This is a genomic window from Duganella alba, assembly GCF_009674495.1.
Classification (GTDB): Bacteria; Pseudomonadota; Gammaproteobacteria; order Burkholderiales; family Burkholderiaceae_D; genus Rugamonas; species Rugamonas alba.
This window is the reverse complement of record NZ_WKJN01000026.1, coordinates 35,653-61,545: the sequence shown is the minus strand read 5'-3', so window position 1 is coordinate 61,545 and position 25,893 is coordinate 35,653. Positions and strand designations below refer to the sequence as shown.

The window sequence follows — 25,893 nt, the reverse complement described above, 5'->3', positions numbered from 1 at the left end:
AGACCGTGGCAGGACTTGGGCCGCTGGATTCCAGACGGGCCTGAAATTAAACGTTAAAGTTTAACTTGCTCAGTTGCTGGGCCACCGGATCGTCTTGGTGTACGGCCACCAGATTAATTCCAAATGGGAATACCTGATAGTCAAATTTTTCCAGGAAGGCGCGAATTTCTCCCTCGTTCGACTTGATCTTTTCGATCATCAATTGCGGCCGGTATTTATCGATGGATTGTTCCGCGCCAACCAAGGCCTCCATCTCCATGCCTTCGATATCGATTTTGATGAAATCCAATCTTTTGAGATTTAACTGATCGATAGAAGTCATTTTTGTTCTTACACAATTCTCCTCGGTGTAATCGATCTCTTGGCCAATAAACTCCGTCGTACTTTTCTTTCTGATTTCCAAGCTGCCGAAGCTGGATGGTGAAAAATAATCTGGCAGAGGAACGAATATCTCTCCCTCCGACGCGCCCACTGCGGCGAAAATGGCCCGGGCGTTAAAGCAGTTATTCAGCGCGATATTTCCTGCCAAAGCGTAATAAATGCGCTCCTGCGCCTCAAAGGCGATCACTTCGCCCCAGCCGTGCATGGCTTGTGCCCATTCAATCGTATGCACCCCAAGATTTGCACCACAGTCGATCGCCACCACACCATTACCAAAGTTCTGCTTGCGGCTCATAAGCAACTGAACGGCAAAATCAATTTCCTGAGGATCAAATGCCGACGTATTCAATAATTGAAATCCAGCGCCGTAGCCACCCGCCGGCGTGAGTCGATAATCGTGCCTGTTAACCAGCATAGAACCGTGGTTTGTACTTGCCAATACAAAAGCTATGGGCCGCAAATTTTTCATATGGTGCACTCCATTCATATTTTGAGCTGATTGATCAACCGCTATTGTCGCGATGAGTTTTCTGCAGTGTCGGTCCATCATCACGGCACTCATTGCTTTGCAGTAATACTATAACGTATCACAACGCCCCCGCAAAATAAAAACACCAGGCGGCAAGGTTGGCGCGCGGTGGCAATCAGGCGCTGAATGTTGATGTCGGATACGTGATGCCGTGCCGCAGGCAGCAATGCGAGCGGCGGCATGGAAATGGATCGGGCGGCGGGTACGGGATGCCGGCGGGGCGGCGTAGATGGCAAAAACGCCACCCGAGGGTGGCGTTTTTATATTCTTGGTGGCCCGGGGCGGAATCGAACCACCGACACAAGGATTTTCAATCCTCTGCTCTACCAACTGAGCTACCAGGCCAAGGGCCGCAATTATAGCGACCACCTGCCGGGTTTGGCAAGAGCCTGCATCCATTTTGTTGACAGCCCCATGGCGGAGGGATTAATTTAGTCAATTAGACAATCTCATCAGACAAGGACGATATGAAGACGGCGGCTTGGTGGTTGGCGGGTTTGGCGGTGGCGGGCGCGGCGCAGGGCGCGGACCTGACGCCGGTGCAACAGCAGATGCGGTCGATCTACCAGGAGCTGGTGGAGACCAACACCACCAATTCGGTCGGCTCCTGCACGGTGGCGGCGCAGAAGATGGCCAGGCGCCTGAAAGCCGGCGGCTTCAAGGACAGCGAGCTGCAAATCCTGATTCCGCCCGGCGGTCCGGCCAAGGGCAACCTGATCGCGCGCCTGAAGGGCGACGGCAGCAAGAAGCCGCTGCTGCTGCTGGCCCACATCGACGTGGTCGAGGCCAGGCGCGAAGACTGGGAGCGCGATCCGTTCAAGCTGGTCGAGGAAAACGGCATGTTCTACGCGCGCGGCTCGTCCGACGACAAGGCCATGGCCGCGTCCTTTGTCAACAATATGCTGCTCTACAAAAAAGAGAAGCTGCCGCTGAAACGCGACATCATCCTGGCGCTGACCTGCGACGAGGAGCTGGTGCCGTCCCAGTTTGACGGCGCCGAATACCTGGTCAACCACCACCGCGCGCTGATCGACGCCGAGATCGCGCTGAACGAAGGCGGCGGCGGCCTGCTGGACAAGGACGGCAAGCCGGTCCGCCATGGCATCCAGGCCGGCGAAAAGATTTACCAGAGCTTCCAGCTGGAGGTGACCAATCCCGGCGGCCACAGTTCGGCGCCGTTCAAGGACAACGCGATCTATCATCTGGCCGACGGCCTGTCGCGCCTCGGACAGTTCTCGTTCCCTTTCAAGCTGTCGCCGGTGACGCGCGCCTACTACGAGCGCATGTCGGCGATTGAAAAGGGCCAGGTGGCCGCCGACATGAAGGCGATTCTGCAAGATCCGCCGGATCAGGCGGCGCTGGACCGGCTGTACGCGGTCAGCCCGGTGCACAACTCCACCGTGCGCACCACCTGCGTGGCGACCAAGGTCGATGCCGGCCATGCCGACAACGCGTTGCCGCAGCGCGCCCGCGCCACCGTCAACTGCCGCATCCTGCCGGGCGAGCCGATCGCCGAAGTGCAGGCGACCCTGCAGCGCGTGGTGGCCGACGACAAGATCAAGATCACCCGCATCGGCGATGGCGTCGATGGCCCGATGCCGCCCATGACGCCGGTGCTGATGAAGGCTGTGGAAGAGATCAGCAACGATATGTGGCCGGGCGTGCCGGTGGTGCCGACCATGTCGACGGGCGGCACCGACGGCCGCTTCCTGAACAACGCCGGTATCTGGACCTACGGCGTCAGCGGCATGTTCCATGGCCCGGAAGGCAGCGGCGCGCACGGCTTGAATGAGCACATCCGCGTCAAGTCGCTGTACGACGGCCAGGAATACCTGTACCGCCTCGGCAAGCGCCTGGCGACCGAATAGGGGCTAAGGGGTGGCTTTTGACTGTGCTGCAAGCGGCGCCTGCGCAACCCGCATACCGCTGCGGCCAGGGTCAGACCCCATGCGGGGTCTGACCCTTTCGTCCGGGGTTATTCCGGCACGATGATGCGCCAGCGCCATGGCTTCAGCACGGCCTGGCCTTCGCCGGCCAGCTTGTACTTCTGCACCTGGTTGGTCGGATTGACGATCACGCGCAGGTTGTTGGCGCCTTGCTGGCGCTTGAAGGCAAACAGCTTCTCGTTGCCGACTTCCAGCAGTTGCACCGCGCCGCCCGAGGCGCCGTTCCACAGCGCCGGGTTCTGCTTCTTCAGCGCATTCAGGCCGGTGAAGAAGCCTTCCAGTTCATAGTTCTTCCAGTCGATCGGATCTTTTTCGAAGAACTCCAGCTTCTTGTCCAGCCGCGATTCCTGGCCGTTGTAGATCAGCGGGATGCCGGGCAGGGTGTAGCTCAGCACCGTCATCGCGCCCCATGCCGGGCCATACAGATCCTTGTCCGCGCCGGCCCACGAATTGATGTCGTGGTTGTTGGTGAACTGCAGGCGGTAGGCGTCGCGCGGGAAGGTCTTCGGCGGATTGGTCACGTAGGCGCGCAGTTCGGCGGCGCCGGCTTCGCCCTTGCCGATCTTCTTCATGATGTCGTTCAGCGGCCAGTCGTAGCTGGCGTCGAAGGCCTTGTCGTGCAGCGCCGGCTCGTTCCACTCGGCCAGCATGAACACCGGCTTGATCTTGTCCAGCTGCGCGCGCGCCTGGTCCCAGAACGCGGTCGGCACCAGGCCCGCCGCGTCGCAGCGGAAGCCGTCGATGCCGGCTTCCTTGACCCAGTAGGCCATGGCTTCCGTCATGCCCTTCCACAGTTCCTTGTTGTCGTAGTCGAGGCCGACCACGTCGGTCCATTCCTCGGTGCCGCCGGCTTCGTTCTTGAAGGTGACGGAGTAGATCTCACCCTTGTCGTTCTTCTTGAACCAGTCGGGGTGCTGCGTCACCCACGGGTTGTCCCACGCCGTGTGGTTGCCCACCCAGTCGATGATGACGTGCATGCCCAGCGCGTGCGCCTGCCTGGTCAGCTTGCGCAGGTCATCGATGCTGCCGTAGTCCGGGTTGACGGCGGTGTAGTCCTGCACCGCGTAGTAGCTGCCCAGCGTGCCCTTGTGGTTCTTCTGGCCGATCGGATGAATCGGCATCAGCCAGACGATGTCCACGCCCATCTGCTTGAGGCGCGGCAGGCTGGCGGTGACCGCGTTCAGCGTGCCTTCCTGGCTGAACTGGCGCGGATTGACTTCATACACGTTGGAGCTGCGCGACCACGCCGGGTGTTTCGGCTCGGCGTGGGCGGCGGTGAATAACGTCGCCAGGATCAGCGAGGCGGCAAGCTTTTTCATAGAGTCCCTTATTTCAGCGTGCGTTCAAACAGTTGGTAGATGCGGCGGTATTCGTCGTACCACGATTCAGGATGCACGAAGCCGTGGCGTTCCAGCGGATACGGCGCCAGTTCCCAGTTGTCCTTTTTCAGTTCGATGAAGCGTTGCGCCATGCGCACCGAATCCTGGAAGAAGACGTTATCGTCGATCATGCCATGGGCGATCAGCAGATTGCCTTTCAGCTGGTCGGCGTATTCGATCGGCGACGACACCTTGTACGCTTCCGGGTCCAGCTCCGGCGTGTTCAGGATGTTGGCGGTGTACTCGTGGTTGTAGGTGGTCCAGTCGGTGACGGGACGCAGCGCCGCGCCGGACTTGAACTGGTCCGGTGCGCGCAGCAGCGCCATGAAGGTCATGAAGCCGCCGTAGCTGCCACCGTAGATGCCGACGTTCTTGACGTCCCCCTGTTGATTGGCGACCATCCAGTTCAGGCCATCGACGTAGTCTTCCAGTTCCGGGTGGCCCATCTGGCGGTAGATCGCGGTGCGCCAGTTGCGGCCATAGCCCAGCGAGGCGCGGTAGTCCATGTCCAGCACGATGTAGCCCTTCTGCACCAGCAGGTTGTGGAACATCTGCTCGCGGAAGTAGACCGGGTAGCGCTTGGTCACGTTCTGCAGGTAGCCGGCGCCGTGCACGAACATTACGACCGGATATTTTTTGCCCGCTTCCAGCGTGGCCGGACGATACAGCTTGGCCCAAACCGGATCGGCGCCGTGCGTCGACGGCACCGGCACGATCTGCGGTTCGATCCACTCGCGCGCCTTGTAGTCGGCGCTGCGGGTGTCGGTCAGCTGGGTGACCTTGCCGCCGCTGCTGGACACGGTGCCGATCTGCGCCGGCATGTAGGCGGTGGAGTAGCGCACCAGCAGCTTGTGGCCGTCCGGCGACAGCGAGAAGCTTTCAACGCCGCCCAGCGCGGTCAGTTCCTTCAGCGCGCCATCCCTGGTGCTGGTCGAGCAGACTTCATAAGTGCCCGGCAGTTTTGGATTGCACATGAAGTAGGCGGTCTGGCCGTCCGACGACCAGGTGACGTTGGATTCCTCCCATTTGCCGGAGGTCAGCGCGCGCGATTTGCCGTCGGCAGTGCGCAGGTACAGGTGGCCGTAGCCGCTTTCTTCCGACTCGTACCACAGCGTGCTGTTGTCCGGCTGCCAGCCGAAGTCGTTGCCGCGGTTGTTGACCCAGGCGGTGTCGCTCAGGCGGTGCAGCGGTTGCAGCTTGGCGGCGCTCAGATCGACCGACGCGATCCAGCGGTCCTTGTTGTCGATGGCCTGCGCCATGACGGCGACCCTGGCGCCGTTGGCGCTCCAGCGGATCGAGTCTTCGCGGCCTTCGAAGCGCACGGCGCGATTGCCTTTCAGCGCATCGAGCTTCTGCGCGGCGCGCATCGCGGCCAGCGGATCGTCCTTGATGCCCGGCAGGTCGTCGAGCGACAGGTCGGTCACTTTGCGCGTCGCCACTTCCACCAGTTTCAGATGGTGCGACAGCGGGCCGGCGTCGCTCACGCGTTTGCGCTCGTCGTCGGTTTCCTCGTAGCCGGACTCGGTCACGTATTTCGGCAGCTTGCCGACGCGGCGCTTGTCGCCGTCCTTGGCGGCGGTGACCACCAGCAGGTAGCGGCCGTCCGGCGACAGTGAACTGGTTTCGATGGTGACCTTGTCGCCCAGGTAGATCGGCTGCGGCGCGCGGGTGGCGTCGGCGGCGCGGTCGGCGTTGCGCTGGTCGCGGGTGTCGTCCTTGTCCTTCTTAAGCTGCGCCAGCGTGGAGATCAGGCGCAGTTGCATGTCGCGGCGGAAGTCGGCGTCCGGTGCGGCGTCCGGGTCTTTGGCGGTGCGCAGCAGCGCGACCGGCGACACCAGGCGCTCGCTGCGGCTCCAGCTGAACCAGTCGCTGCCGACGCGGAACTGCACGTGGTTGCCGTCGGCGGCGTATTGCGCGTCGGCGGCCGGCGTGGTGCCGCGCACGATCTGCGTCAGCGCGCCGGTTTTCAGGTCGCGCTCAAACAGGTCGCCGTTGCGGAGCAGGATGGCGCGCGTGCGTTCGCGGTTGTAGACCGGATCGGCGCTATCGAGGTTGGCCAGCTGTTTTTCTTCCACGACCTTGGCGGCGGCGCCATTGATCTGGTATGTGTCGCGCAGTGCGGAGCCATTGCGTTTCTGCTTGAAGTACACCTGGCGGCTGTCCCAGCCCCACCATGCCGATTCAACCGGATTGCCGATCCAGTCCGGATTGGCCATGGCTTGATCGAGGGTGATGGGCGTTGGTGCGGCGGTGGAGGTAGTGGCGGCAGTGGCATGGGCCGCGATGGCGGTCGCCAGGAGTGGCAGTACAAAACGCATTGATAGTTTCGCTTTGAGGTTGGGTGAACGGGAGCACCGGATTGCAGCGCGTCCCAGATTCTAGCCCATGGATTAGCTGCGGGCTATCTTGTCGGTTTCGCCATGGCCGGCATCGGGGCCGCCACGGCGCGGCGCCAGCCGCAACGCCAGCATCAGGATAGCGCCCGCCGCCAGATACAGCAGGATCAAGCCGGCCAGCATGGCGGCGCTGTCGCCCCAGGCCAGCATGCGCTCGCTGAGGGCCGGCCCCAGTGCACCGCCCATCACGCCGAGGCTGCCCACCAGCGCGATGCCGATGGCGGCGCGGCGCCGGTCCAGCAGGCCGGTGAGGATGGCCACCAGCAGCGGCGCGCCGGCCGCTACGCCCACCGTGGCCAGCGTCAGGCCGGCCAGCGACCAGCCGAGGCCATTGTCGGCGGCGATGGCCAGTCCCAGGCCGCCGGCCGCCAGCACCATGCAGGCGATGAAGTGGCCGCGCCGTTCACGCCGGCGGTCGGAGTCGTAGCCGATCAGGATCATGCCGATCACGCCGGCCAGGTTGGGGACAAAGGCCAGCAGGCCAGGCTGCGTGTTGCTGGCCATGCCCCAGCGCTGCATCAGCGTCGGCGACCAGAACATCAGCGCGTAACTGGCGGCCATCAACAGCAGGTTGGCCACGGCCAGCAAGGCGATCGACGGTTGGCGCAGCAAGGCCCAGGCGGTGGCGAAGGGCGAGGGCGGCGCGGTGTCGCCGTCCGCCTCTTCGCCGTCGCTGAGCGCCTGTTCGTCGCGCTCCAGATCCTGTTCCACCATCTGCTGTTCAAACGACGACAGCCAGGGCGCGTCCTGTGGCCCGTCGGCGAGGAAGTACCAGGCGGCGACGCCGATCAATGCCGCCGGCAGTCCTTGCGTTAGCAGCAGCCATTGCCAGCCTTGCAGGCCGCCCAGTTGATGCATGCCGCGCAGCGTGAGGTCGCACAGCGGACCGGCCGCCGCGCCGGCCAGCAGCGCGGCGGCGGCGAAGATGGCGAAGACGTGCGCGCGCCGCGCGGCCGGATACCACCATGTCAGGTAGAGAATCACGCCGGGGAAGAAGCCCGCTTCAAACACGCCAAGCAGGAAGCGGATCACATAGAATTCCGCCGGCTCGCGCACGAAGGCGCCGGCGGCGCTGGTCGCGCCCCAGCACAGCATCAGGCGCAGCAGCGTCTTGCGCGCGCCCAGCTGTTCGAGCAGCAGATTGCAGGGCGCCGCGCACAGGCAGTAAGCGAGGAAGAAGAGGGTGGTGCCCCAGGTGTAGGTCTGGCGGCTGAAATCGAGATCGGCGCCCATCTGCAGCGTGGCGTAGCCGACGTTGACGCGGTCCAGATACGCCACCGCATAGCACAGCATCAGCAGCGGCAATAGCCGCCAGTTGATCTTGCGGTAGATGGCATCCAGGCCGGCGGCGCCGCGCAGATGCAGTATCTTGGCGCCGGTGGCGCGATGGGTCTGCATACTGACGATATTATCCGCACGATATTGCTGAGGCAAGCGTTCGCGCGCGCAAAACAACAGTGGCTAAATCTGCACCAGTTTGGCGCGTAGATCAGGCCGTGGCAACGCCGCTGCGGCGCGGACGCAGTTCCGGCCGCGAGGCCGCATCGTCGTCATCCTGCGCCAGGAATTTGCTGCCGATTTCAAACCACTCTTCGCTGGAGATGACCTTCTGCGCCAGCGGCAGCAGTTCCTGTTCTTCCTTGTCGAGCCGCTTGAGCAGGTTCTGGCAATACAGGTCCACCGTGCGGCACAGGAACTTGCCCTGCGACGCGCTGCGGCGCATGGCGCGGCGCAGGCAGCGGTAGACGGCGTTGAGCATGGCGCTGCCGCGCTTGCTCAACGATTCCAGGTCGTTCATCAGCGGCGTGCAGTTGGGTTCGGCCGCGCGCACGGCCGGCATCAGGCAGGCCTCCACCTTGCGCTGGTGGCGCGACTCGGCAAAGCTGATCAGTTCTTTCAGTTGGGACTCGATGAACACAGGATCGATTTCCTGTGGCCGGCGCGCGATCGACTGCACGTACTGCAGCAGACGCGAGATGAAATGGCGTTCCTTTTTTTGCTCGATAGACAGTGTCAACAAGACATAGGTGGCAGTTAGCATAGCGTTTCCCGTATTCCATGTAACTTCGGCTGCGCGGAGGTCGTCGCAGAGGAGCCGACGCGCCCGAGGTGAAGCTGCCACCATAGCGCGTTAAACGGGCTCATACAACGCCGATTTACAATTGTTCACAACTGGTTGTGAGGCAATACAAAGCGAAGCATTACCGGCGGGGAAAACGAATTGCGCACACGTCAAGCCGGCCGCAACGCGCGCTTTTTCACCTGGCTGAGAAGATGATTATGCCCTTTTTCAGCGCCTGAAAATACGCCATTTATTGCGGCCGCCAAAAATAATTTCTATCGGTTGCGGCCGGTTGTGGCCGCAACCTCAATGCTGCACTGCGGCAGTTCAGGCGCGCGGTGCGCCCAGGTAGAAGGCGCGCGGCGCGGCAAAGCTGGCGCGCACTTGTTTCGACACTTCGTCGGTCAGCACTTCGTCCTGGTTCGCTTCCAGCGCGGTGACGATGGCCTGGGCGATGTCGGCTGGCTTGGATTTCGGCGCATCGACGTTGGCCGTCATGTCGGTGTCCATGTAGCCCATGTGGGCGCCCAGCACCTGGGTGTTTTGCGCTTGCAGTTCACCGCGCAGGCCGTTGGTCAGGGCCCAGGCGGCGGCCTTGGAGGCGCTGTAGGTGCCGGTGGTCGGGAAGCTGGCCCAGCTCAGCGCCGACAGGATGTTGATGATGGCGCCGCCGCCGTTGCGGCCCAGCACCGGGGCGAAGGCGTGGCTCAGGGCCAGCGGCGCGAAGAAATTGGTTTCGAACTCGGCGCGGGCGGCGCTCAATGCGTCCGGACCGGTGACGCCGCCCACCACGTGGATGCCGGCGTTGTTGATCAGGATGGTCAGGTCGGGAATCGCCTGCACCACGGCGGCGATGTCGGCGGCGTTGGTCACGTCCAGCTTGATCGGGGTGGCGCCGGGAATGTCGATGGTTTCCGGTTTGCGGGCGGCGGCGTAGACCTTGGCGGCGCCGGCCTTGATGGCGGCTTGCGCCAGGGCTTTGCCCAGACCACGGTTGGCGCCGGTAACCAGTACGATTGCATTGTTGAAGTTCATGATGATTCCTTTCGAGTTGAGTTGGAAAACTACAATATGACCGGTCATCTTAAAAATGGCCGAAAAAAAATTACGACAAAATCGTGCCCAGCGTCATGCGTGCAAAACGGTCCAGCGGCTCGCGGCTCTGTTCGGTCTTGGTGCGCAGCACCGCGCCTTGCCAGGCGTCGTTGACGAAGGCCGCCAGCTCGGCTGCCGGCACGCTGCTGCGGATACTGCCGTCGCGTTGGCCCGCCGCGATCACCGATGCCAGCAGTTCCGCCGAACCGGCAAACGCTTGCTGCATGGCGCTGCGCATGGCCGGAATCTGGTTGGACAATTCGGTACTGAAGTTGCCCAGCAGGCAGCCGCAGTGGAAATCATTGGCGGCGTTGCCGGCGATCATGCGTTCAAAATACTGCTGCAACCGTGCACGGGGCGCCAGCGTGCCATCGTGCAGCACGGCCGCCAGTTCGCCCACGGCGGCCAGGTAACGTTGCACGACTTCCAGCCCCAGCGCTTCCTTGCTGGTGAAGTGGTTGTAGAACGAGCCTTTCGGCACACCGGCGGCGTCGGTAATATCCTGGACGCTGGTCGCATTGAACCCTTTGCTGTGCAGCAGGTTCAAACTGGTGCTGACGATCTGCTCTTTAACGTTTGCTTTAGCCATGTGCATAATATGACCGGTCGTCTTAAAAAAGTCAAAGGCTTTTTTTCTATGACGGCGATAGCATGCGGCCGTTTTACGTAGCTTAAAGTAACAATTTCCCGCCAGACCCAGTGCTCTTGGTATGATCGCCGATGCCCGGCCACAAGCTGGTGTATTTTTCATAATATCGGAGAGAGCGAATGAAATTCCCTTTGCTGCTGCTGGGCACCGCCTTGGCGGCTTCCAGTGCGATGGCCGCGCCGCGCGGCTTTACCGTAGAAGACATGGTCAAGATGGAGCGGGTCGGCAGCCCGGTGCTGTCGCCGGATGCGACGCGCGTGGTGTACACCGTGCGTACCACCGATCTGGACAAGAACCGTGGCAATACCCAGTTGTGGCTGCTCGATCTGCGCCATCCGAACGCCGCGCCGGTACGCCTGACCCAGGCCGCCGCCAGCAGCTCCGATCCGGAATGGTCGCCGAACGGCGATGCGGTCTACTTCCTGTCGGGCCGCTCCGGCTCGTCGCAGGTATGGCGTCTGCCGCTGAGCGGCGGCGAGGCCAGCAAGGTCACCGACCTGCCGCTCGATGTCGATAACTTCCGCCTGTCGCCGCAGGGCGACCGCTTGCTGTTCAGCATGGCCGTATTCCGCGATTGCGCCGACCTGGCGTGCAGCAAGCAGCGCCTGGACGACAACGCCAAGGTCAAGGCCAGCGGCAAGGTGTACGACAAGCTGTTCGTGCGCCACTGGGATACCTGGGCCGACGGCCGCACCAATGTGCTGTACTCGGCGCCGATCGACGCCGGCGGCAAGGTCAGCGTGCAGCCGGTCAGCCTGAGCGGCAAGCTGGACGGCGACGTGCCGTCCAAGCCATTCGGCGATCACGATGAATATCACTTCAGCCCGGACGGCAAGACCGTGGCCTTCTCGGCCCGCATCGCCGGCAAGACCGAAGCCTGGTCGACCAACTTCGACGTCTACACCGTGCCGGCCACCGGCGGCGAAGCGAAGAACCTGACCGCAGACAACAAGGCCTGGGACACCAAGGCGATCTACTCGCCGGACGGCAAGACGCTGGCCTATGTGGCGATGGACAAGCCGACCTTCGAGGCCGACCGTTTCCACCTGGTGCTGATCGACGTCGCCAGCGGCAAGAAGCGCACCGTTGCCGACAGCTGGGACCGCTCGATCGCGGACTTCCGCTGGACGCCTGACAGCAAGGCCATCCTGGCCACCGCCGACGACGTCGGCCAGCACCGCCTGTTCTCGATCGACGCCGCCAGCGGCAAGGTCAGCGCGCTGACCAGCAAGGGTTATGTGAGCGGCTTCGACGTGGCCAAGGACACCATCGTCATGGCGCAGGCCAGCCTGTCGTCGGGCGCGCAGCTGTTCAAGTTCAAGCTGGGCGCATCGGGCGAGAAGGCCGACCAGCTGACTCACCTGAATGAAGCCGCGCTGGCCGACGTCAAGTTCGGCGAGTACGAACAGTTCTCCTTCACCGGCGCCAACGGCGACACCGTCTACGGCCACGTGATGAAGCCGTGGAACGCCAAGCCTGGCCAGAAATATCCGATCGCCTTCCTGGTGCACGGCGGCCCGCAGGGCAGCTTCGGCAACTCGTGGAGCTATCGCTGGAATCCGCAGGTGTACGCGGGCGCCGGCTACGCGACCGTGTTCATCGACTTCCACGGTTCGACCGGCTACGGCCAGAAGTTCACCGACTCGATCAGCGGCGACTGGGGCGGCAAGCCGCTGGAAGACCTGCAAAAAGGCCTGGCTGCGGCCGTGCAGAAATTCCCATGGCTGGACCGCGACAACAGCTGCGCGCTGGGCGCGTCGTATGGCGGCTTCATGATGAACTGGATCCAGGGTAACTGGTCGGACGGCTTCAAGTGCATCGTCAACCACGATGGCGTGTTCGATGCGCGCGGCATGGCTTACTCCACCGAAGAGATCTGGTTCACCGAGTGGGAAAACGGCGGCCCGTACTACGAGGTGCCAGAACTGCACGAGAAGTTCAATCCGGCGCTGAAGGTGAAAAACTGGAAGACGCCGATGCTGGTGGTGCAGGGCGACATGGACTTCCGCATCCCGACCGCCCAAGGCCTGGGCGCGTTCACCGCGCTGCAACGCCGCGGCATCCCGAGCAAGTTCCTGTTCTTCCCGGACGAGAACCACTGGGTGCTGAAACCGGCCAACTCGGTGCTGTGGCATCACACGGTGATCGACTGGCTCGATACCTACATCAAAAAATAAGCAAGGGACAGACATGAAAAAATATCTGATCGCCGGCGCGGTAGCGCTGGCTTTTGGCGGCGCGCATGCCGCTGACGTGGCGCCGCGCGCCGAAAACGCCTACCTGTCGCAAGCCGACGCCGCCGCCCGTTCGGCGCGCGTCAGCAATGTCGACTACACGCTGGAATTCGCGCTGACCGGCAAGGAAAGCTTCAGCGGCACCACCACCCTGAGCTTCGACCTGAAAGACGTGTCGCAGCCGCTGACCATCGACCTGGACAAGGCCACCATCGGCAGCATGACCGTCAACGGCAAGGCCGTGACGCCGCAGTACAACAAGTGGTTCATCACGCTGGCGCCGGCCGACCTGGTTGCCGGCCGCAACACCGTCACCATCGCCTACACCCGCCTGCACAGCACCAACGGCGAAGGCCTGCACCGCATGGTCGATCCGGTCGATGGCCGCGTCTACACCTACTCGCACTTCGAGCCGGCCGCCGCGCACCAGATGTTCCCGGTGTTCGACCAGCCCGACCTGAAAGGCACCTACCAGGTGACCGTGACCACGCCGGCCGACTGGGTGGTGTCGTCGACGATGCGCGAAACGGGCGTGCAGGACGTGGACGGCGGCAAGAAGTGGACCTTCCCGCGCTCGAAGAAACTGAGCCCGTACAACTTCGCCATGCACGCCGGCCCGTACAAGGTATGGGAAGACACCAGCGGCAAGTACCCGATGCGCCTGTTCGCGCGCCAGTCGGTGGCGTCGCAGGTGTCGCCGCAGGAATGGTTCAAGTACACCAAGCAGGGCCTGGCCTTCTTCGACCAGTACTTCGGCGTGCCTTACCAGTTCGAGAAGTATGACCAGCTGCTGGTGCCGGACTTCCTGTACGGCGCGATGGAAAACGCCGCCGCCATCACCTTCGGCGAAGGCAGCTTCCTGCACAAGGAAGAAATGACGGCGGCGCAGAAGCAGTCGCTGGCCGGCGTCATCCTGCACGAAATGGCGCACCAGTGGTTTGGCGATCTGGTCACCATGAAGTGGTGGAACGGCCTGTGGTTGAACGAAAGCTTCGCGTCCTTCATGGGCACGCTGGCCACCGCCGAGTCGACCGAATTCACCAATGCATGGCAGGGCTTCTACTCGGGCGGCAAGCAGGCCGCCTACGTGCAGGACCAGCGCGTGACCACCCACGCGATCGAAACGCCGGTGCCGTCGACAGCGAACGCGTTCGACAATATCGACGCCATCACCTACTCGAAAGGCGCGTCGACGCTGAAGCAGTTGCGTCACCTGCTGGGCGAGGAAGTGTTCCGCAAGGGCGTGCATAACTACCTGGTCAAGTACCAGTACCAGAACGCCACGCTGGACAACTTCATCGGCAGCCTCGGTGAAGCGGCCGGCCGCGACCTGAGCGGCTGGACCAAGGAATGGCTGTACGAAGCGGGCGTCAACACCATCGCGGCTGATTTCAGCTGCGCCGGCGGCAAGGTCAGCTCGTTCACACTGCGCCAGAGCGCGACCACAAAGGAACTGCCGACCCTGCGCGAGCAGCGTGTGCAGATCGGTCTGTTCAATCTGAACGCGAAAGGCCTGAGCCTGAGCAAGAACGTGGCCATCACCTACAAGGGCGAGGCTACCGCCGTGCCGGAATTACAGGGCGCCGCCTGCCCGGACCTGGTGTATCCAAACTACCAGGACTGGGGTTTCGCGCAGGTACAGCTGGACAAGAAGTCGTTCGCGACCGCGCAGTCCAGCCTGAGCAAGGTGGACGATCCGCTGCTGCGTTCGATGCTGTGGCAAAGTCTGTGGGATGGCGTGCGTGCGGCCAAGCTGCCGCTGAACGACTTCCTGAAAACCGCGCTGGCCAACGCGCCGGCCGAGAAGGACTACACGCTGCTGGGCGATATCGTTGACAAGCTGCGTGCTTCCAAAGTCTATCTGGAAGCGCAAGGCCCGTCGGCGTACAGCGCCAAGGTTGGCGTGCAACTGGAGCAGATGGCGTTTGCCGCCACCAAGGCGGCCACCGACAACAACTTCCAGCGCCGCTGGTTCTCGACCTACCTGGGTCTGGCGAGCAGCCCGACCGCGCTCAAGCAGCTGGCCGACATCCTGAATGGCAAGCTGGTGGTGCCGCGTTTGAACGTGTCGCAGGATGTACGGTGGGACATCATTCGCCGTCTGAACCGCTTTGCCTATCCAGGCAGCGAGGCCTTGCTGGCGGCCGAACAGGAACGCGACAAGTCGGATAGCGGCCAGCAGGCTGCGATTTCGGCGGCCGTGGTGCGTCCGGATGCGAAAGTGAAGGCCGAGTGGGCGGCGACGATTGCCGACCTGCAGACCAAGCTGCCGTTCTCCAAGGTGCGCACGGCGATGGGCAGCATGTATCCGACCGAGCAGAAGGCGCTGAACGAGCAGACGGCTGCGCAGCGTCTGGCGACGCTGGGTGCGGTGGACAAGGCTGCTGGTCCGGTCTACATGCGTGCGTATGGCGCGTCGATGATACCGGCGACGTGCACCCCAGCAAGCGTTGAGCGACTGGATGCGGCGATTGCCGGCTTGCCGGACTTGTCGGCTGGTACGCGTCGCGCGTTGCTGGTGACGCGTCAGGAAGATGAGCGTTGCGTGGCCATCAAAAAGGCGATGACCGTGCGTTAACGGGGTAACAGCCTGAAAAAAGCCAGCCCTAACCCGCTGGCTTTTTTTGTACCCCAAACGAAAGGGTCTGACCCCATGCGGGGTCAGACCCTGGCCGCAGCGGTGTGCGGGTTTCGCGGCTGCCGCACGCTTTTAAAGCGGCAAGCAAAGTCAACCCCGCCTTATTGCGCAGGTGGTTCGCTGACAGTCCTCTGGTTCAGCGCACACACGCCGGCCTGACAACTGGCGCCAGGATCACTCATCACCGAGCAGGTGGACATCATGCCCTGCTGCTTATCCTCGGCGCGGCGCGCAGCGGCATGCTGCTCGACCAGCGCCTTCAGTTTGGCGCCATCCCCGGCCTTGCTCGACCACGCAATATAGTTCTCCGGGCCACCGCAAGCCTTGGCGCCCACACCCAAACTGTGACACTGGCTGTCATTATCGCAACTGAGCCTGGTATTCGCCGCCTGCACCTGCTGCCACAGGGACACGCTGGCATTCTCCGGCGCCGGCGGTCGCGCACCGGCACAGGCGCTGAGCATCAGCAAACTGGCCATGGCCAGGCGAAGAGGGCGGGACAGTATATTCATGGCTTCATCATGATCCATTACAGGGATTCACGCAATCGCGCCTTGCGCGCCACGCCGTCAGGTCCGAACAACACCATGAACTCGGACGGCTCGCCGTCATTGCGCGCCGGCGGATAGCTGTAGCGCCACGCCTGATAGCCGCTGTCAAAACTGACCACCTGCGCCGGGCCAAGCCGCGCTCGCATCAGCGCGGTCGTGTTGTGGTCAGCAGCGACCGCACTGTCATCAGGACCAGCCGGACTGTCCATATCCTCAAAAGACAGCAACGTATCGTCCGACCAAGTGCGGTCCCAGACCGGCGCGTAATAGCTGCGATCCAGCAGCACCTGGCAATCGCAATAGGGCAGGGTGGAGCGGGTCTGTGTGCCGCCGGCGTACAAGGCCCGGAACGGCAGCACGGCGCTGCGGCCGCCGTCGCGCAGCGTGACGGCAAACACCGGGCGCTCGGCGAAGAACAGATAGTTGCCTTGCGCCGTGTTGCACACCCGTTCAGGGCTGGTGAACATCTCGCCCAGCCAGGCGAAGATCTGCGCGTTATTGGACAGCAGCCCGGCCTCCACGCCAACCAGACACTCAAGCCGCAGATCGCCCAGCCGGCGCATACCGTCCGGCACATTGGGACTGCGCACCTGCGCGCGCCAGGTCAGCGTGCTGGTCTTGCGGCTGGCGATCAGCGCGGCGTCCTCATTGACCGCCTGCGCGTTGCGCTCCAGCGTGAAGGTGTGGTCGGCGGCAACCGGCACCGGCAGCGAAACGCTGTCACCGGCCACGCGCAGGGTGATGCCGTCCAGCTGCGTGGACGGCAGGCGCGGCAGCAGTTGGAAGCGCAGCGTGGCTTGCGGCGCCAGCGCGTGCTGGCGTTCGAAGATGTCCATGCCGGCAAGCATCTTGCGGTAGGACTTGTCGACCGGATCGCGGGTGGCGGCCACGGTCACGCTGGGTGCGGTCTGGGCCACGGCGACGCCAGCCGCCAGCAACAATGCTGTGAGTAAAGTCGTCAGGATGCGCATGACGTGAAGCGTAAAGCATCGCGCCGCCCGGCGGCGCACCGCTGGCCGGTTCAGCCGGCGTGCTGGCCCTCGATCCAGCGCAACAGGTCGCGGCCGAAGACACGGGTGCGGGCGGTATCGACCTGGCGTCTTTTGTATTCTTCGTGGCTGGCTGGGCCGCTCAGGCTGCGCTGGTAGCTGGCCTCATCCATCAGCTGGATTTCGTACTCGAAGAAAAAGCCGACGTCGTAATCCTGCTCCGGCGCGGCATCCAGCTGTTGCACGTGGATCATCTTGCGCACCGTCACCTGCATGCTGTTGAAGCCGGAGCCGCTGTGCGGATTGTCGCAGCGCGTTTGCGGCTGCGCGATCTCGGCCAGTTCCGCATCCATCTGCCGCAGCAGGTCCAGCGGATAACCTTCCGCATGCTCCAGCTGCGCGCGGTATTTGCAGAAGACCTGCTTGGCCGCATCGAGGTCCAGCAGCGTGTTGCGGGTGCGCTCGGCGTCGACATTGGTCACCGACAGCAGATGCGCGCGCTGCAAGGTGCGCAGGGCCAGCAGGCATTCGCAGCGGGTGGCGAACACCAGCCGCACGCCCAGATGGTCGAAAATATCGGCCGCCAGATAAGCGGCTTTTTGCAGCAGCTTGAGCAGGATGCTGCCGCGGCCCTTGTTGTCCTTGCGGTCGTAGTGCAGCAGTGGCAGGCAGATGTCGCCATCGGTCAGATAGTGGCGTTCGCCGTCGTGGCGGATCACCTCGTCCAGCGTGCCGAACACCTGCGCGCGGATGGCGTGAAAGTGCCGCAGCTTGAGGTTGTTGTCGATATAGAAGATGCCGTGCATCACCTTCAGCACCGCGCAAGCCCACATGCGCCGCGCATCGACCTGCTGGCCGCGCAACGAGGCGTACACCAGCAGCTGCAAGACTTCTTCCGGCTCGCTAACCTCGGCCGGGATCAGGCCGGCCTGGTCCGGGTCGAGAAAGGTGCCGCGGATGAACTCGACCGCTTCGCAGTGCGCGCGCCGGATCAGCGCCGCCGCCGCCGGCTCGTCGAGGTCGAAACCATATTCGCGCACGAACTGACGCGCATCGTCCAGATTGCGCAAGGCCAGCGCGCCAAGATCGATCGCCGAGGTGCCGTTGGCGATCGCGTTCAAATAACCCCAGTTCAGCGACAATTTGCCCGCGCCCTTGAGCGAGGCTTGTAATTCAGTCATGGCGTTTCGTCTCCTGCCGAATTATTTTTATAGCAATAAATTGCTGGTTAGAACTATAATAGCGCCTTCGTCGTTCACCTTCGCATTATGACTTTACTTAGCACGGTACGCGCCGCCACCGCGGTGATTTGCGGATGAGTTTGACACGTTCGACTTACTTACCCGGCGTCGACGGCCTGCGCGCCCTGGCGGTATTGCTGGTGGTGCTGTGCCACGCCAAATTCAGCTGGATGGCCGGCGGTTATATCGGTGTCGATGTGTTCTTCGTCATCTCCGGCTATGTTGTGTGCCGGTCGATCCTGAACGATCAGGATGCGCAGCGTTTCCGGCTGCGTGATTTCTATACGCGCCGCCTGAAGCGGCTGGCGCCGTCGCTATATCTGGTCATGGCGGCCACGCTGGCGTTCGGCCTGCTGTTCAGCTTCCCGGACAACAATCTGGCGCTGATCAAGAACATCGGCTTCGTGGCGCTGTTCTATTCCAACGTCTACCTGGCCAAGCAGACCGGCTACTTCGACCTGCAGGCTGACAAGCAGCCGCTGTTGCATACCTGGTCGCTGTCGGTGGAGGAACAGTTCTATCTGATCGTGCCGCTACTGCTGATCGCCACGCGCAAATTGCGCGGCACGGCCAGGCTGGCGCTGTTTGGCGTGGTGTGGGTGATCGCGATGGCGTATTCGTGGTACAGCGTCACGCATGCGCTCAACGGCGCCTATTTCTATCTGCAAGGCCGGGTGTTCGAATTCCTGTGCGGGATTTTGCTGGCCTTGCTATTCCACCGCTTCCCGCTACGTGCGCGCGGCTATGCGTGGGATGGCTTGCTGCTGGCCGGCCTGGCCATCATCGTCTGGTGCGGCCTGCGCTACACGGCACAGACCGCGATGCCGGGACTGGCCGCGCTGTGGCCTTGCCTGGGCGCGATGCTGGTGATCGCCGGTGTGCAGGGCGCACACGTCAGCCAGCATCTGCTGGCCAATCGCGGCAGCGTGTTTCTCGGTCAGATTTCGTATGTGCTGTACCTGTGGCATTGGCCGGTGATCTATGCCTTTATCTGGCTGGGATTGAAGTCGGCGCCGTCGATGACGGTCGCCATCGGTATTTCGCTGGTGCTGTCCGTCATCACCCATTATGCGGTTGAAAATCCGCTGCGCCGCATCACCTGGTTGCCGAAGAAAACCTTGCTGCTGTTGTTTGTCGTCCCGGTACTGGCGTGCGTCGCGTTGCTGTTGACGGGCAAGCAGAGCAACGGTTTCATCGGTTTTTATCCCGATCGCTACCAGAAGGATTTCCGCGACACCGGCAATACCGTATTCCAGGAGCCGCGCGCCAAAACCTGCTGGAGCAAGGATGGCGTCACGCCGGCCGACCAGTGCACATTGGGCGACGCGGCCGCCAGCCGCAAGGCCGTCTATCTGGGCGACAGCCATGCCTACCACCTGATCGACTTCATGGACCGGTTGGGCAAGGACCATCACATTGCGATCCACGACATGGCCTTCACCATGTGCGCACCGATCGAAAACAGTCCGGAGCGCGCCGGCGATCCAGGCTTCCAGCGTCATGCGGAAGAATGCCGACGCCACAGCCAGCAGGTGATGGCCCACGTGCTGGCACAGCAGGACGTCAGCATCGTCTTCATGTCGGCGGTGTGGGATTTGTACGCCAATCCGGTCAACGACGGCAAGCCCAGCCTGCATGGCTTCCTGCCGCAACAGATTAATACCGAGCTGGCCGCCACCATCACCAAGCTCGAGGCGGCCGGCAAGCGCGTGATTTTCCTCGACGAGATTCCGGGGCTGCCGGCGGCGCTGGAGGATTGCGTGTCCAACCGCGTGTACCTGCCGGGCCATGGCAACGACCGTTGCAGCTATCCGCGCGCCGAGGCCGACGCGCGTTATCAGGGCATTGACGCCATCCTGTCCGATATGCGCACCCGCTTCCCGCGCACTGCGACCATTCGCACTTTCGACGCCGCTTGCGATGCAACGCAGTGTCACGCCGAACTCGACGGCACTGGCCTGTATGCCCACAACGACCGCGGCCATCTCGGCAAGGGCGGCGGCCTGGTCTATTACCAGGCCTATCAGCAACGCCATCCGGGAGAACTGGACGAAATTCTCCGGCAGGATTGATCTGATACTGCTCCAAATGTTGCAATAAGGACTAGAATAGCCGGGATATAACCACGTCCCGGAGTTCGCATGTCCTTTCTGATTGTCCTTGCCGCACTGGTGTTCCTGATGCTGGCCGCGTATCGCGGCTACAGCGTGATCCTGTTTGCGCCTGTGGCCGCACTGGGCGCGGTGCTGCTGACCGATCCCGGTGCGGTGGCGCCGGTGTTCAGCGGCATCTTCATGGACAAGATGGTGGGCTTCATCAAGCTGTACTTCCCGGTGTTCCTGCTGGGCGCGGTGTTCGGCAAGCTGATCGAGCTGTCGAGCTTTTCGGAAGCGATCGTGGTGGCGGCCATCAAGTACATCGGCCGCTCGCGCGCCAACGCCGTCATCGTGCTGGTGTGCGCGCTGCTGACGTATGGCGGCGTGTCGCTGTTCGTGGTGGTGTTTGCCGTGTATCCGTTCGCTGCCGAGTTGTACCGCCAGAGCAATATCCCCAAGCGGCTGATGCCGGGCGCGATTGCGCTGGGTGCGTTTTCGTTCACCATGGATACGCTGCCGGGCACGCCGCAGATCCAGAACATCATCCCGACCACCTTCTTCAAGACCACCGGCTGGGCCGCGCCGTCGCTGGGCGTGATCGGTTCCATCGTCACGCTGGCGGCGGGCCTGGCGTTCCTGGAGTGGCGCCGCCGTTCGGCGATGGCCACGGGCGAGGGCTATGGCGAGGACGCCGGCAAGTCCGGCGTCCAGGCGGCCGGCGCCGCGCGCGGCGCGCTGCCGCATCCGCTGCTGTCGGTGGCGCCGCTGGTGCTGGTGGGCGTGGCCAACTTCGCGCTGACCAAGCTGATACCCGGCTGGTACGGCGAGAATTACGCGCTGACCGCCGACGCCTTGCCCGGCCTGCACGCGCCGGTGAACCTGGCCATCAAGTCGGTCATCGGCATCTGGGCGGTGGAAGGTGCGCTGCTGCTGGGCATACTGCTGACGGTCGCCACCGCCTTCGGCCGCATCCGCGATTCGTTTGCCGAGGGCACCAAGGCCGCCGTGGGCGGCGCGTTGCTGGCGGCGATGAACACGGCGTCGGAATACGGTTTCGGCGGCGTCATCGCCGCCTTGCCGGGCTTCCTGTCGGTCAGCCAGGCGCTGCGCAGCGTGCCGGATCCGCTGGTGAACGCGGCGGTGTCGGTGACGTCGCTGGCCGGCATCACCGGCTCGGCCTCGGGCGGCATGAGCATCGCGCTGGCGGCGATGTCGGACCAGTTCATCAAGGCGGCCGAGGCCGCGCACATTCCGCTGGAAGTGATGCACCGCGTGGTGGCCATGGCCAGCGGCGGCATGGATACCCTGCCGCACAACGGCGCCGTGATCACGCTGCTGGCCGTCACCGGCCTGACGCACCGCCAGTCCTACCGCGATATCTTCGGCGTGACGGTGATCAAGACGCTGGCTGTGTTCGTGGTGATCGCGGTTTACTATCTGACCGGGCTGGTTTAAGCGCGGGCGGATACTGTTTCTGGCAGCTGGTGCAGAAGAAACTGCGGCGCCGGGTCTTGCCCAGGTGCGCCTTGTGGAACGGGATATGGCAGCGCGGGCAGATGGTCTTGGTGTGCGCCAGCCATTGCTGCTTCAGCACGAAGGCTTTCTTCCAGCGCAGGAAGTCGAAGGCGTAGGCCTGCATCTCCTTGACCAGCTCGCGCTGCTTGGCGGCCGGCAGCGCGCCGACGGTGGACAAGGGATGGACGCGGATGCGGAACAGCACCTCGTTCTTGAAGATGTTGCCGGCGCCGGAAAAGATATCCTGGTCGAGCGCGGCGTCGCACACCAGCATGTCGGGCTGCTCGCGCAGTTTTTTCAGCGCCAGTTTCGGGTCCCATTCATCGGACATGACGTCGCTGCGCCAGTCGTACTGCGCATCGAGATCCGGCGGCAGCTGCTTGACCGAGCAGGTGTAGAAATTGAACTCCTCGCCATCGTCGAAGCCGAGGCTGAGGCGCGGCTCGGCATCCTTGCGTTCGTTGATGCGGTAGCTGCCGAACATCAGCAGGTGAATGCGCAGCGCCAGGTCCGGCATCTGGATCAGGAAGTGCTTGCCCCAGCTGCGTAGCGCGACGATCTTCTGGCCGGGCAGCGCGTCGAAGTCCACCGTCTTGCTGTTGCCGCTGGCGTGCGTGATGGTGCGGCCGACAAAGCCTTCGGCCTGCTCGCGCAGGATAACAATTGATGGTCCTTCCGGCATGGCCAGCCTCCCGTGGATACTGGCCTCCAGTGTCGCCGCCCCGCGCCGGCTGAACTGTACGCTAGTTCACCGAGCCGTCCAGCATGTTGTGGATGCTGTAGCTCATCATCGCCAGGAAGGCCACCAGGCCGAGGTACATGACGCCGTAGTTGATGCGGGTGTCGCGCGGCACGTCGTAATAATTGGCGGCGGCTTTGTCGGGGTTGCCCCAGATCGCTTCCTTCAGCTGCGGGTAGGCCAGCACCGCCACCAGGATCAGCATCGGACTCGGATGGTAGAAGAACAGCGCCGCCAGCAGCGGCACGCCGGCCAGCCAGACCTTGGGCGAGATGATGGCGGTGATGCGGCCGCCGTCGAGCGGTGAAACCGGAATCAGGTTGAACAGGTTGATCATGCAGCCGGAATAGGCCAGGGCCAGCAGCAGGTTGCTGTCCTGGTCGCGCGCGATGAAGTAGCAGGCCACCGACGCCAGCGTGCCGGCCAGCGGTCCGGCAAAGCCGATATAGGCTTCGGTCTCCACATCGTGCGGCAGTTCCTTCAGCGCGATCCAGGCGCCGACGAAGGGGATGAAGGTTGGCGCCCCGACGTCCAGCCCGCGCTGGCGCGCCGCCACGTAATGGCCCATCTCGTGGACGAAGATCAGCGCCACGAAGCCAGCCGCGTAGCGCCATCCAAACACCCAGCTGTAGACCACGATGGAAATCAGCATGGTGCCGCAGGTCGTCAGCAGCTTGCCCATTTTGCCGGCCGCCAGCAGCCAGATGATCAACTTGCCCATGGTCTTACTCCGGCTTGCTCAAGTCGACGGTGGCGGCTTTCTCTTCCTTCTTGCGGCCCAGCAGCTTGTAGACCCAGCTGCCCGCTGCCGCCAGGCCGATCAGGATGATTTTCTTGAACGCCAGCAGGAGCGCGAAGATCTTGCCGAAGAAGCCCAGCTTGGCTGCGATGCCGCCGGCCACCAGCGCGGCGATGCCGTACTCCGCCACCTTGTCGGTGCCGGCGTTGAAGTCGGTGTAGCGGTTGCCCGGCGTGAATTCGGTGAAGGCGGTGACCTTCTTCATCTCCTGCTTGACCTGCGCGATCTGGTCCATGCCGGCCACCGCGTTCAGCACCAGCACGCCTTCTCGGCCCAGCACGCGGATGTTGTAGTTCAGGCCGTTTTCCTGGCTGCCGTCGGTATGCAGTTCCTTGGCCCAGTACAGCTTGTGCTGGCCCTTGTCGTAGCTCGGCTGTTCGGCCCAGCCCACCAGCGACATGGCGGCGTAGCCTTGCTCCTTGCGCGCCTTGTTGTTCTCGTCCATGCCTTCCTTCATGTCCTTCAAGAGGTCGGCGTAGTTGATCTTGTCGGCGTCGTCGTCCTTGACGTGGCCGTCCTTGTCGTAGGTGACCACCACGCCCCAGCCGGCCGCGCTCAGCGGATTGACGTCGGCCGGCACGATCATACCCAGCGTCTTGGCGCCGGGCGGATTGCCCCAGCCGTCGGTGATCAGTTTCTCGGCGTCGGCCGGGTCCAGGTAGCGGAAGCTGGACGGCAGGTCCAGCGTGGCGATGTCGCCGGGCAGCTTGATCTGGCCTTCGCGGAAGGTCAGCGCGGCGAGAAACTGCTGGGCGCTCTGCGGCGGTGCGGACGCGGCGGGATCGGCGGCCATGGCCGGCAATGCGGCGGCGGTCAGGCTCAGGCTCAGGCAGAACAGGGCGGTGAGGATGCGGCGCATGGATACTCCTTGTTATAAAGGCCATATCCTACAGGAAACATTTATGTATTTGGTAATTATTTATGACATTGTCGTCCGGTTTGATTCATGGCAGTATGACCGGTCCATGTATCGCCCTTACGGAGGCCCGATTGAAAAAAACCATGCTTGCACTATCCTTGCTCGCCGCCTTTGCCGCACATGTCGCACACGCGGCGACCGGCCCCGAGTTCGACGCCAAACGTCTGTCGCAAGACGTCAAGGTGCTGTCGTCCGACGAATTTGAAGGCCGTGGCCCGAACACCGCCGGCGAAACCAAGACCGTCGCCTACCTGATCGAACAATTCAAGGCCGCCGGCCTGAAACCGGGCGGCGACGTGGTCAAGGGCCAGCGCTCGTGGACCCAGGACGTGCCGCTGGGCCGTTTTGAAATCAAGGGCCCGGTCACGCTGAGCGTCAGCGACGGCAAGACCGTGCAGCAATTGAAGCAGGGCGACGACCTCGCCGTGCGCGCCGCCATGAACGGCTCCAGGCTGGTGGACTTCAAGAACGCGCCGCTGGTGTTCGTCGGCTACGGCGTCAACGCGCCGGAGCGCAAGTGGGACGACTTCAAGGGCCAGGACCTGAAGGGCAAGCTGGCGGTGGTGCTGATCAACGATCCGGACTTCGAAACCGGCGAGGGCGATTTCGGCGGCAAGGCCATGACCTACTACGGCCGCTGGACCTACAAGTATGAAGAGATGGCGCGCCGCGGCGCGCTGGGCACCATCATTGTGCACGAAACCGCGCCGGCCTCCTACGGCTGGAACACGGTCAAGAACTCCAACACCAACGTCATGTACGACATCGTGCGCAAGAAGCCGGCCGAGGCGCACGCGCCGATGGAAGCATGGATCCAGCGCGACCTGGCGGTCGACCTGTTCAAGCGCGGCGGCCTCGATTTCGAAGCGCTGAAGAAGCAGGCGCAAACCCGCGACTTCAAGCCGGTGGAACTGAAGAACGTCACGCTGTCGGCCAACTACGCGGTGAGCGCGCAGGTGATCGTGTCGAAGAACGTCGCCGCGCGCATCGTCGGCACGTCTGCGCCGAAGGAAACCGTGATCTACAGCGGCCACTGGGACCACCTGGGCGTCGGCCTGCCGGACGCCAGGGGCGACAAGATCTACAACGGCGCGGTCGACAACGGCACCGGCATCGCCGCGCTGCTGGAACTGGCGCGCGCCTACGGCAAAGCGCCGGCGCCGGCACGCAGCGTGGTGTTCCTGGCGGTGACCGCCGAAGAAAAAGGCCTGCTGGGTTCCGAGTACTACTCGGCCAATCCGCTGTACCCGCTGGCCACCACGGTCGGCGTGATCAATATGGACGCCCTGAGTCCACATGGCCTGACGCGCAACTTCACCATCTCCGGCAGCGCCAAGCTGGATCTGCTGGATGAGCTGATCGCCAAGGCCAAGCAGTGGAACCTGGTGTACAAGCCGGACCCGAAACCGGAGGCGGGCCACTTCTTCCGTTCGGACCACTTCCCGTTCGCCAAGCGTGGCGTGCCGGCCATATCTTATGGTTCGGGCGACGACCTGGTGGAAGGCGGCGTGGCGGCAGGCCACAAGCTGGAAGAGGACTACAACACCAACAACTACCACCAGCCGTCCGACGAGTGGAGCGCCAGCTGGACCTTCGCCAGCATGACGCACGACCTGGGCATGCTGTATTCGCTGGGCCGCGACCTGGCCGACTCCAAGGTCTGGCCGAACTGGGCGCAGGACGCAGAGTTCCGCGCCGCGCGCGACGCCACGGCGGCGCAGCGAAAATAAAACTA

The 25,893-nt window shown here is 63.1% G+C and carries 19 protein-coding genes and 1 tRNA gene; 6 read left to right on the top strand and 14 right to left on the bottom strand.

Translation table 11 applies throughout. The annotated features are described in order from the left end of the window. Nucleotides 1-46: 46 nt before the first annotated feature. Both GJ695_RS22125 and GJ695_RS22120 read right to left on the bottom strand, forming a co-directional pair. Nucleotides 47-931: an FkbM family methyltransferase gene (locus GJ695_RS22125; protein ID WP_308493213.1), complete on the bottom strand. Its 885-nt coding sequence runs from the start codon at nucleotides 929-931 to the stop codon at nucleotides 47-49. Nucleotides 932-1,179: 248 nt separating this feature from the next. Further along, nucleotides 1,180-1,255 (bottom strand) — tRNA-Phe (locus GJ695_RS22120). 122 nt (nucleotides 1,256-1,377) lie between these two features. On the opposite strand from GJ695_RS22120, the gene GJ695_RS22115 reads away from it, so the two are divergent. Further along, the gene (locus GJ695_RS22115) at nucleotides 1,378-2,778 is read left to right on the top strand and encodes a M20/M25/M40 family metallo-hydrolase (RefSeq protein ID WP_154368573.1); all 1,401 of its coding nucleotides are present in this window, start codon (nucleotides 1,378-1,380) and stop codon (nucleotides 2,776-2,778) included. Between the two features lie 107 nt (nucleotides 2,779-2,885). Here GJ695_RS22115 and GJ695_RS22110 read toward each other — a convergent pair whose 3' ends face one another. From GJ695_RS22110 to GJ695_RS22085, 6 genes are all read right to left on the bottom strand, one after another. Continuing rightward, complete coding sequence (locus tag GJ695_RS22110; RefSeq protein ID WP_154368571.1) at nucleotides 2,886-4,175, bottom strand: alpha-amylase family glycosyl hydrolase; 1,290 nt, start codon at nucleotides 4,173-4,175, stop codon at nucleotides 2,886-2,888. An 8-nt stretch (nucleotides 4,176-4,183) separates the two neighbouring features. Further along, nucleotides 4,184-6,553, bottom strand: coding sequence for a S9 family peptidase (locus GJ695_RS22105; RefSeq protein ID WP_154368568.1), 2,370 nt, complete (start codon nucleotides 6,551-6,553; stop codon nucleotides 4,184-4,186). Nucleotides 6,554-6,625: 72 nt separating this feature from the next. Beyond that, on the bottom strand, nucleotides 6,626-8,029 hold the full coding sequence (locus tag GJ695_RS22100) for an MFS transporter (protein WP_154368566.1): 1,404 nt from the start codon (nucleotides 8,027-8,029) through the stop codon (nucleotides 6,626-6,628). 91 nt (nucleotides 8,030-8,120) lie between these two features. Further along, the gene (locus GJ695_RS22095) at nucleotides 8,121-8,672 is read right to left on the bottom strand and encodes a hypothetical protein (protein ID WP_154368564.1); all 552 of its coding nucleotides are present in this window, start codon (nucleotides 8,670-8,672) and stop codon (nucleotides 8,121-8,123) included. A gap of 348 nt (nucleotides 8,673-9,020) precedes the next feature. Then, complete coding sequence (locus GJ695_RS22090) at nucleotides 9,021-9,728, bottom strand: SDR family oxidoreductase (RefSeq protein WP_154368562.1); 708 nt, start codon at nucleotides 9,726-9,728, stop codon at nucleotides 9,021-9,023. Between the two features lie 70 nt (nucleotides 9,729-9,798). Further along, nucleotides 9,799-10,377 (bottom strand): TetR/AcrR family transcriptional regulator, encoded by a 579-nt coding sequence (locus GJ695_RS22085; RefSeq protein ID WP_154368560.1) that lies wholly within the window; start codon nucleotides 10,375-10,377, stop codon nucleotides 9,799-9,801. 179 nt (nucleotides 10,378-10,556) lie between these two features. Between GJ695_RS22085 and GJ695_RS22080 the strand changes: the two genes are divergently transcribed. Both GJ695_RS22080 and pepN read left to right on the top strand, forming a co-directional pair. Then, on the top strand, nucleotides 10,557-12,614 hold the full coding sequence (locus GJ695_RS22080; RefSeq protein WP_154368558.1) for a S9 family peptidase: 2,058 nt from the start codon (nucleotides 10,557-10,559) through the stop codon (nucleotides 12,612-12,614). A 13-nt stretch (nucleotides 12,615-12,627) separates the two neighbouring features. After that, nucleotides 12,628-15,249, top strand: coding sequence for an aminopeptidase N (pepN, locus tag GJ695_RS22075; protein ID WP_154368556.1), 2,622 nt, complete (start codon nucleotides 12,628-12,630; stop codon nucleotides 15,247-15,249). Nucleotides 15,250-15,410: 161 nt separating this feature from the next. Here pepN and GJ695_RS22070 read toward each other — a convergent pair whose 3' ends face one another. The 3 genes from GJ695_RS22070 to GJ695_RS22060 are packed head-to-tail and all read right to left on the bottom strand — an operon-like array spanning nucleotide 15,411 to nucleotide 18,030. Continuing rightward, nucleotides 15,411-15,821 (bottom strand): hypothetical protein, encoded by a 411-nt coding sequence (locus GJ695_RS22070; protein ID WP_154368554.1) that lies wholly within the window; start codon nucleotides 15,819-15,821, stop codon nucleotides 15,411-15,413. 17 nt (nucleotides 15,822-15,838) lie between these two features. Beyond that, on the bottom strand, nucleotides 15,839-16,831 hold the full coding sequence (locus tag GJ695_RS22065; RefSeq protein WP_229260605.1) for a hypothetical protein: 993 nt from the start codon (nucleotides 16,829-16,831) through the stop codon (nucleotides 15,839-15,841). A 50-nt stretch (nucleotides 16,832-16,881) separates the two neighbouring features. Next, entirely contained in the window at nucleotides 16,882-18,030 is a 1,149-nt protein-coding gene (locus tag GJ695_RS22060) for a TIGR04552 family protein (protein WP_154368552.1), read from the bottom strand. Between the two features lie 134 nt (nucleotides 18,031-18,164). On the opposite strand from GJ695_RS22060, the gene GJ695_RS22055 reads away from it, so the two are divergent. Beyond that, complete coding sequence (locus tag GJ695_RS22055) at nucleotides 18,165-20,162, top strand: acyltransferase family protein (protein ID WP_154368550.1); 1,998 nt, start codon at nucleotides 18,165-18,167, stop codon at nucleotides 20,160-20,162. 69 nt (nucleotides 20,163-20,231) lie between these two features. Beyond that, nucleotides 20,232-21,641 carry a GntP family permease gene (locus tag GJ695_RS22050; RefSeq protein WP_154368548.1) on the top strand — a complete coding sequence of 470 codons (1,410 nt, stop codon included), beginning with the start codon at nucleotides 20,232-20,234 and terminating at the stop codon, nucleotides 21,639-21,641. Here GJ695_RS22050 and GJ695_RS22045 read toward each other — a convergent pair. From GJ695_RS22045 to GJ695_RS22035, 3 genes are all read right to left on the bottom strand, one after another. Continuing rightward, nucleotides 21,583-22,383, bottom strand: coding sequence for a DNA-formamidopyrimidine glycosylase family protein (locus tag GJ695_RS22045; protein WP_154368546.1), 801 nt, complete (start codon nucleotides 22,381-22,383; stop codon nucleotides 21,583-21,585). The two genes, GJ695_RS22050 and GJ695_RS22045, sit on opposite strands and share 59 nt — an antisense overlap. Before the next feature lie 61 nt (nucleotides 22,384-22,444). Beyond that, a complete protein-coding gene (locus tag GJ695_RS22040; protein WP_154368544.1) occupies nucleotides 22,445-23,161 on the bottom strand; it encodes a site-2 protease family protein in 717 nt (238 codons plus the stop codon). Between the two features lie 4 nt (nucleotides 23,162-23,165). Continuing rightward, a complete protein-coding gene (locus tag GJ695_RS22035; RefSeq protein WP_154368541.1) occupies nucleotides 23,166-24,098 on the bottom strand; it encodes a DUF2167 domain-containing protein in 933 nt (310 codons plus the stop codon). A 143-nt stretch (nucleotides 24,099-24,241) separates the two neighbouring features. On the opposite strand from GJ695_RS22035, the gene GJ695_RS22030 reads away from it, so the two are divergent. Further along, the gene (locus GJ695_RS22030) at nucleotides 24,242-25,888 is read left to right on the top strand and encodes a M28 family metallopeptidase (protein ID WP_208023444.1); all 1,647 of its coding nucleotides are present in this window, start codon (nucleotides 24,242-24,244) and stop codon (nucleotides 25,886-25,888) included. The last annotated feature ends 5 nt before the right edge of the window (nucleotides 25,889-25,893 follow it).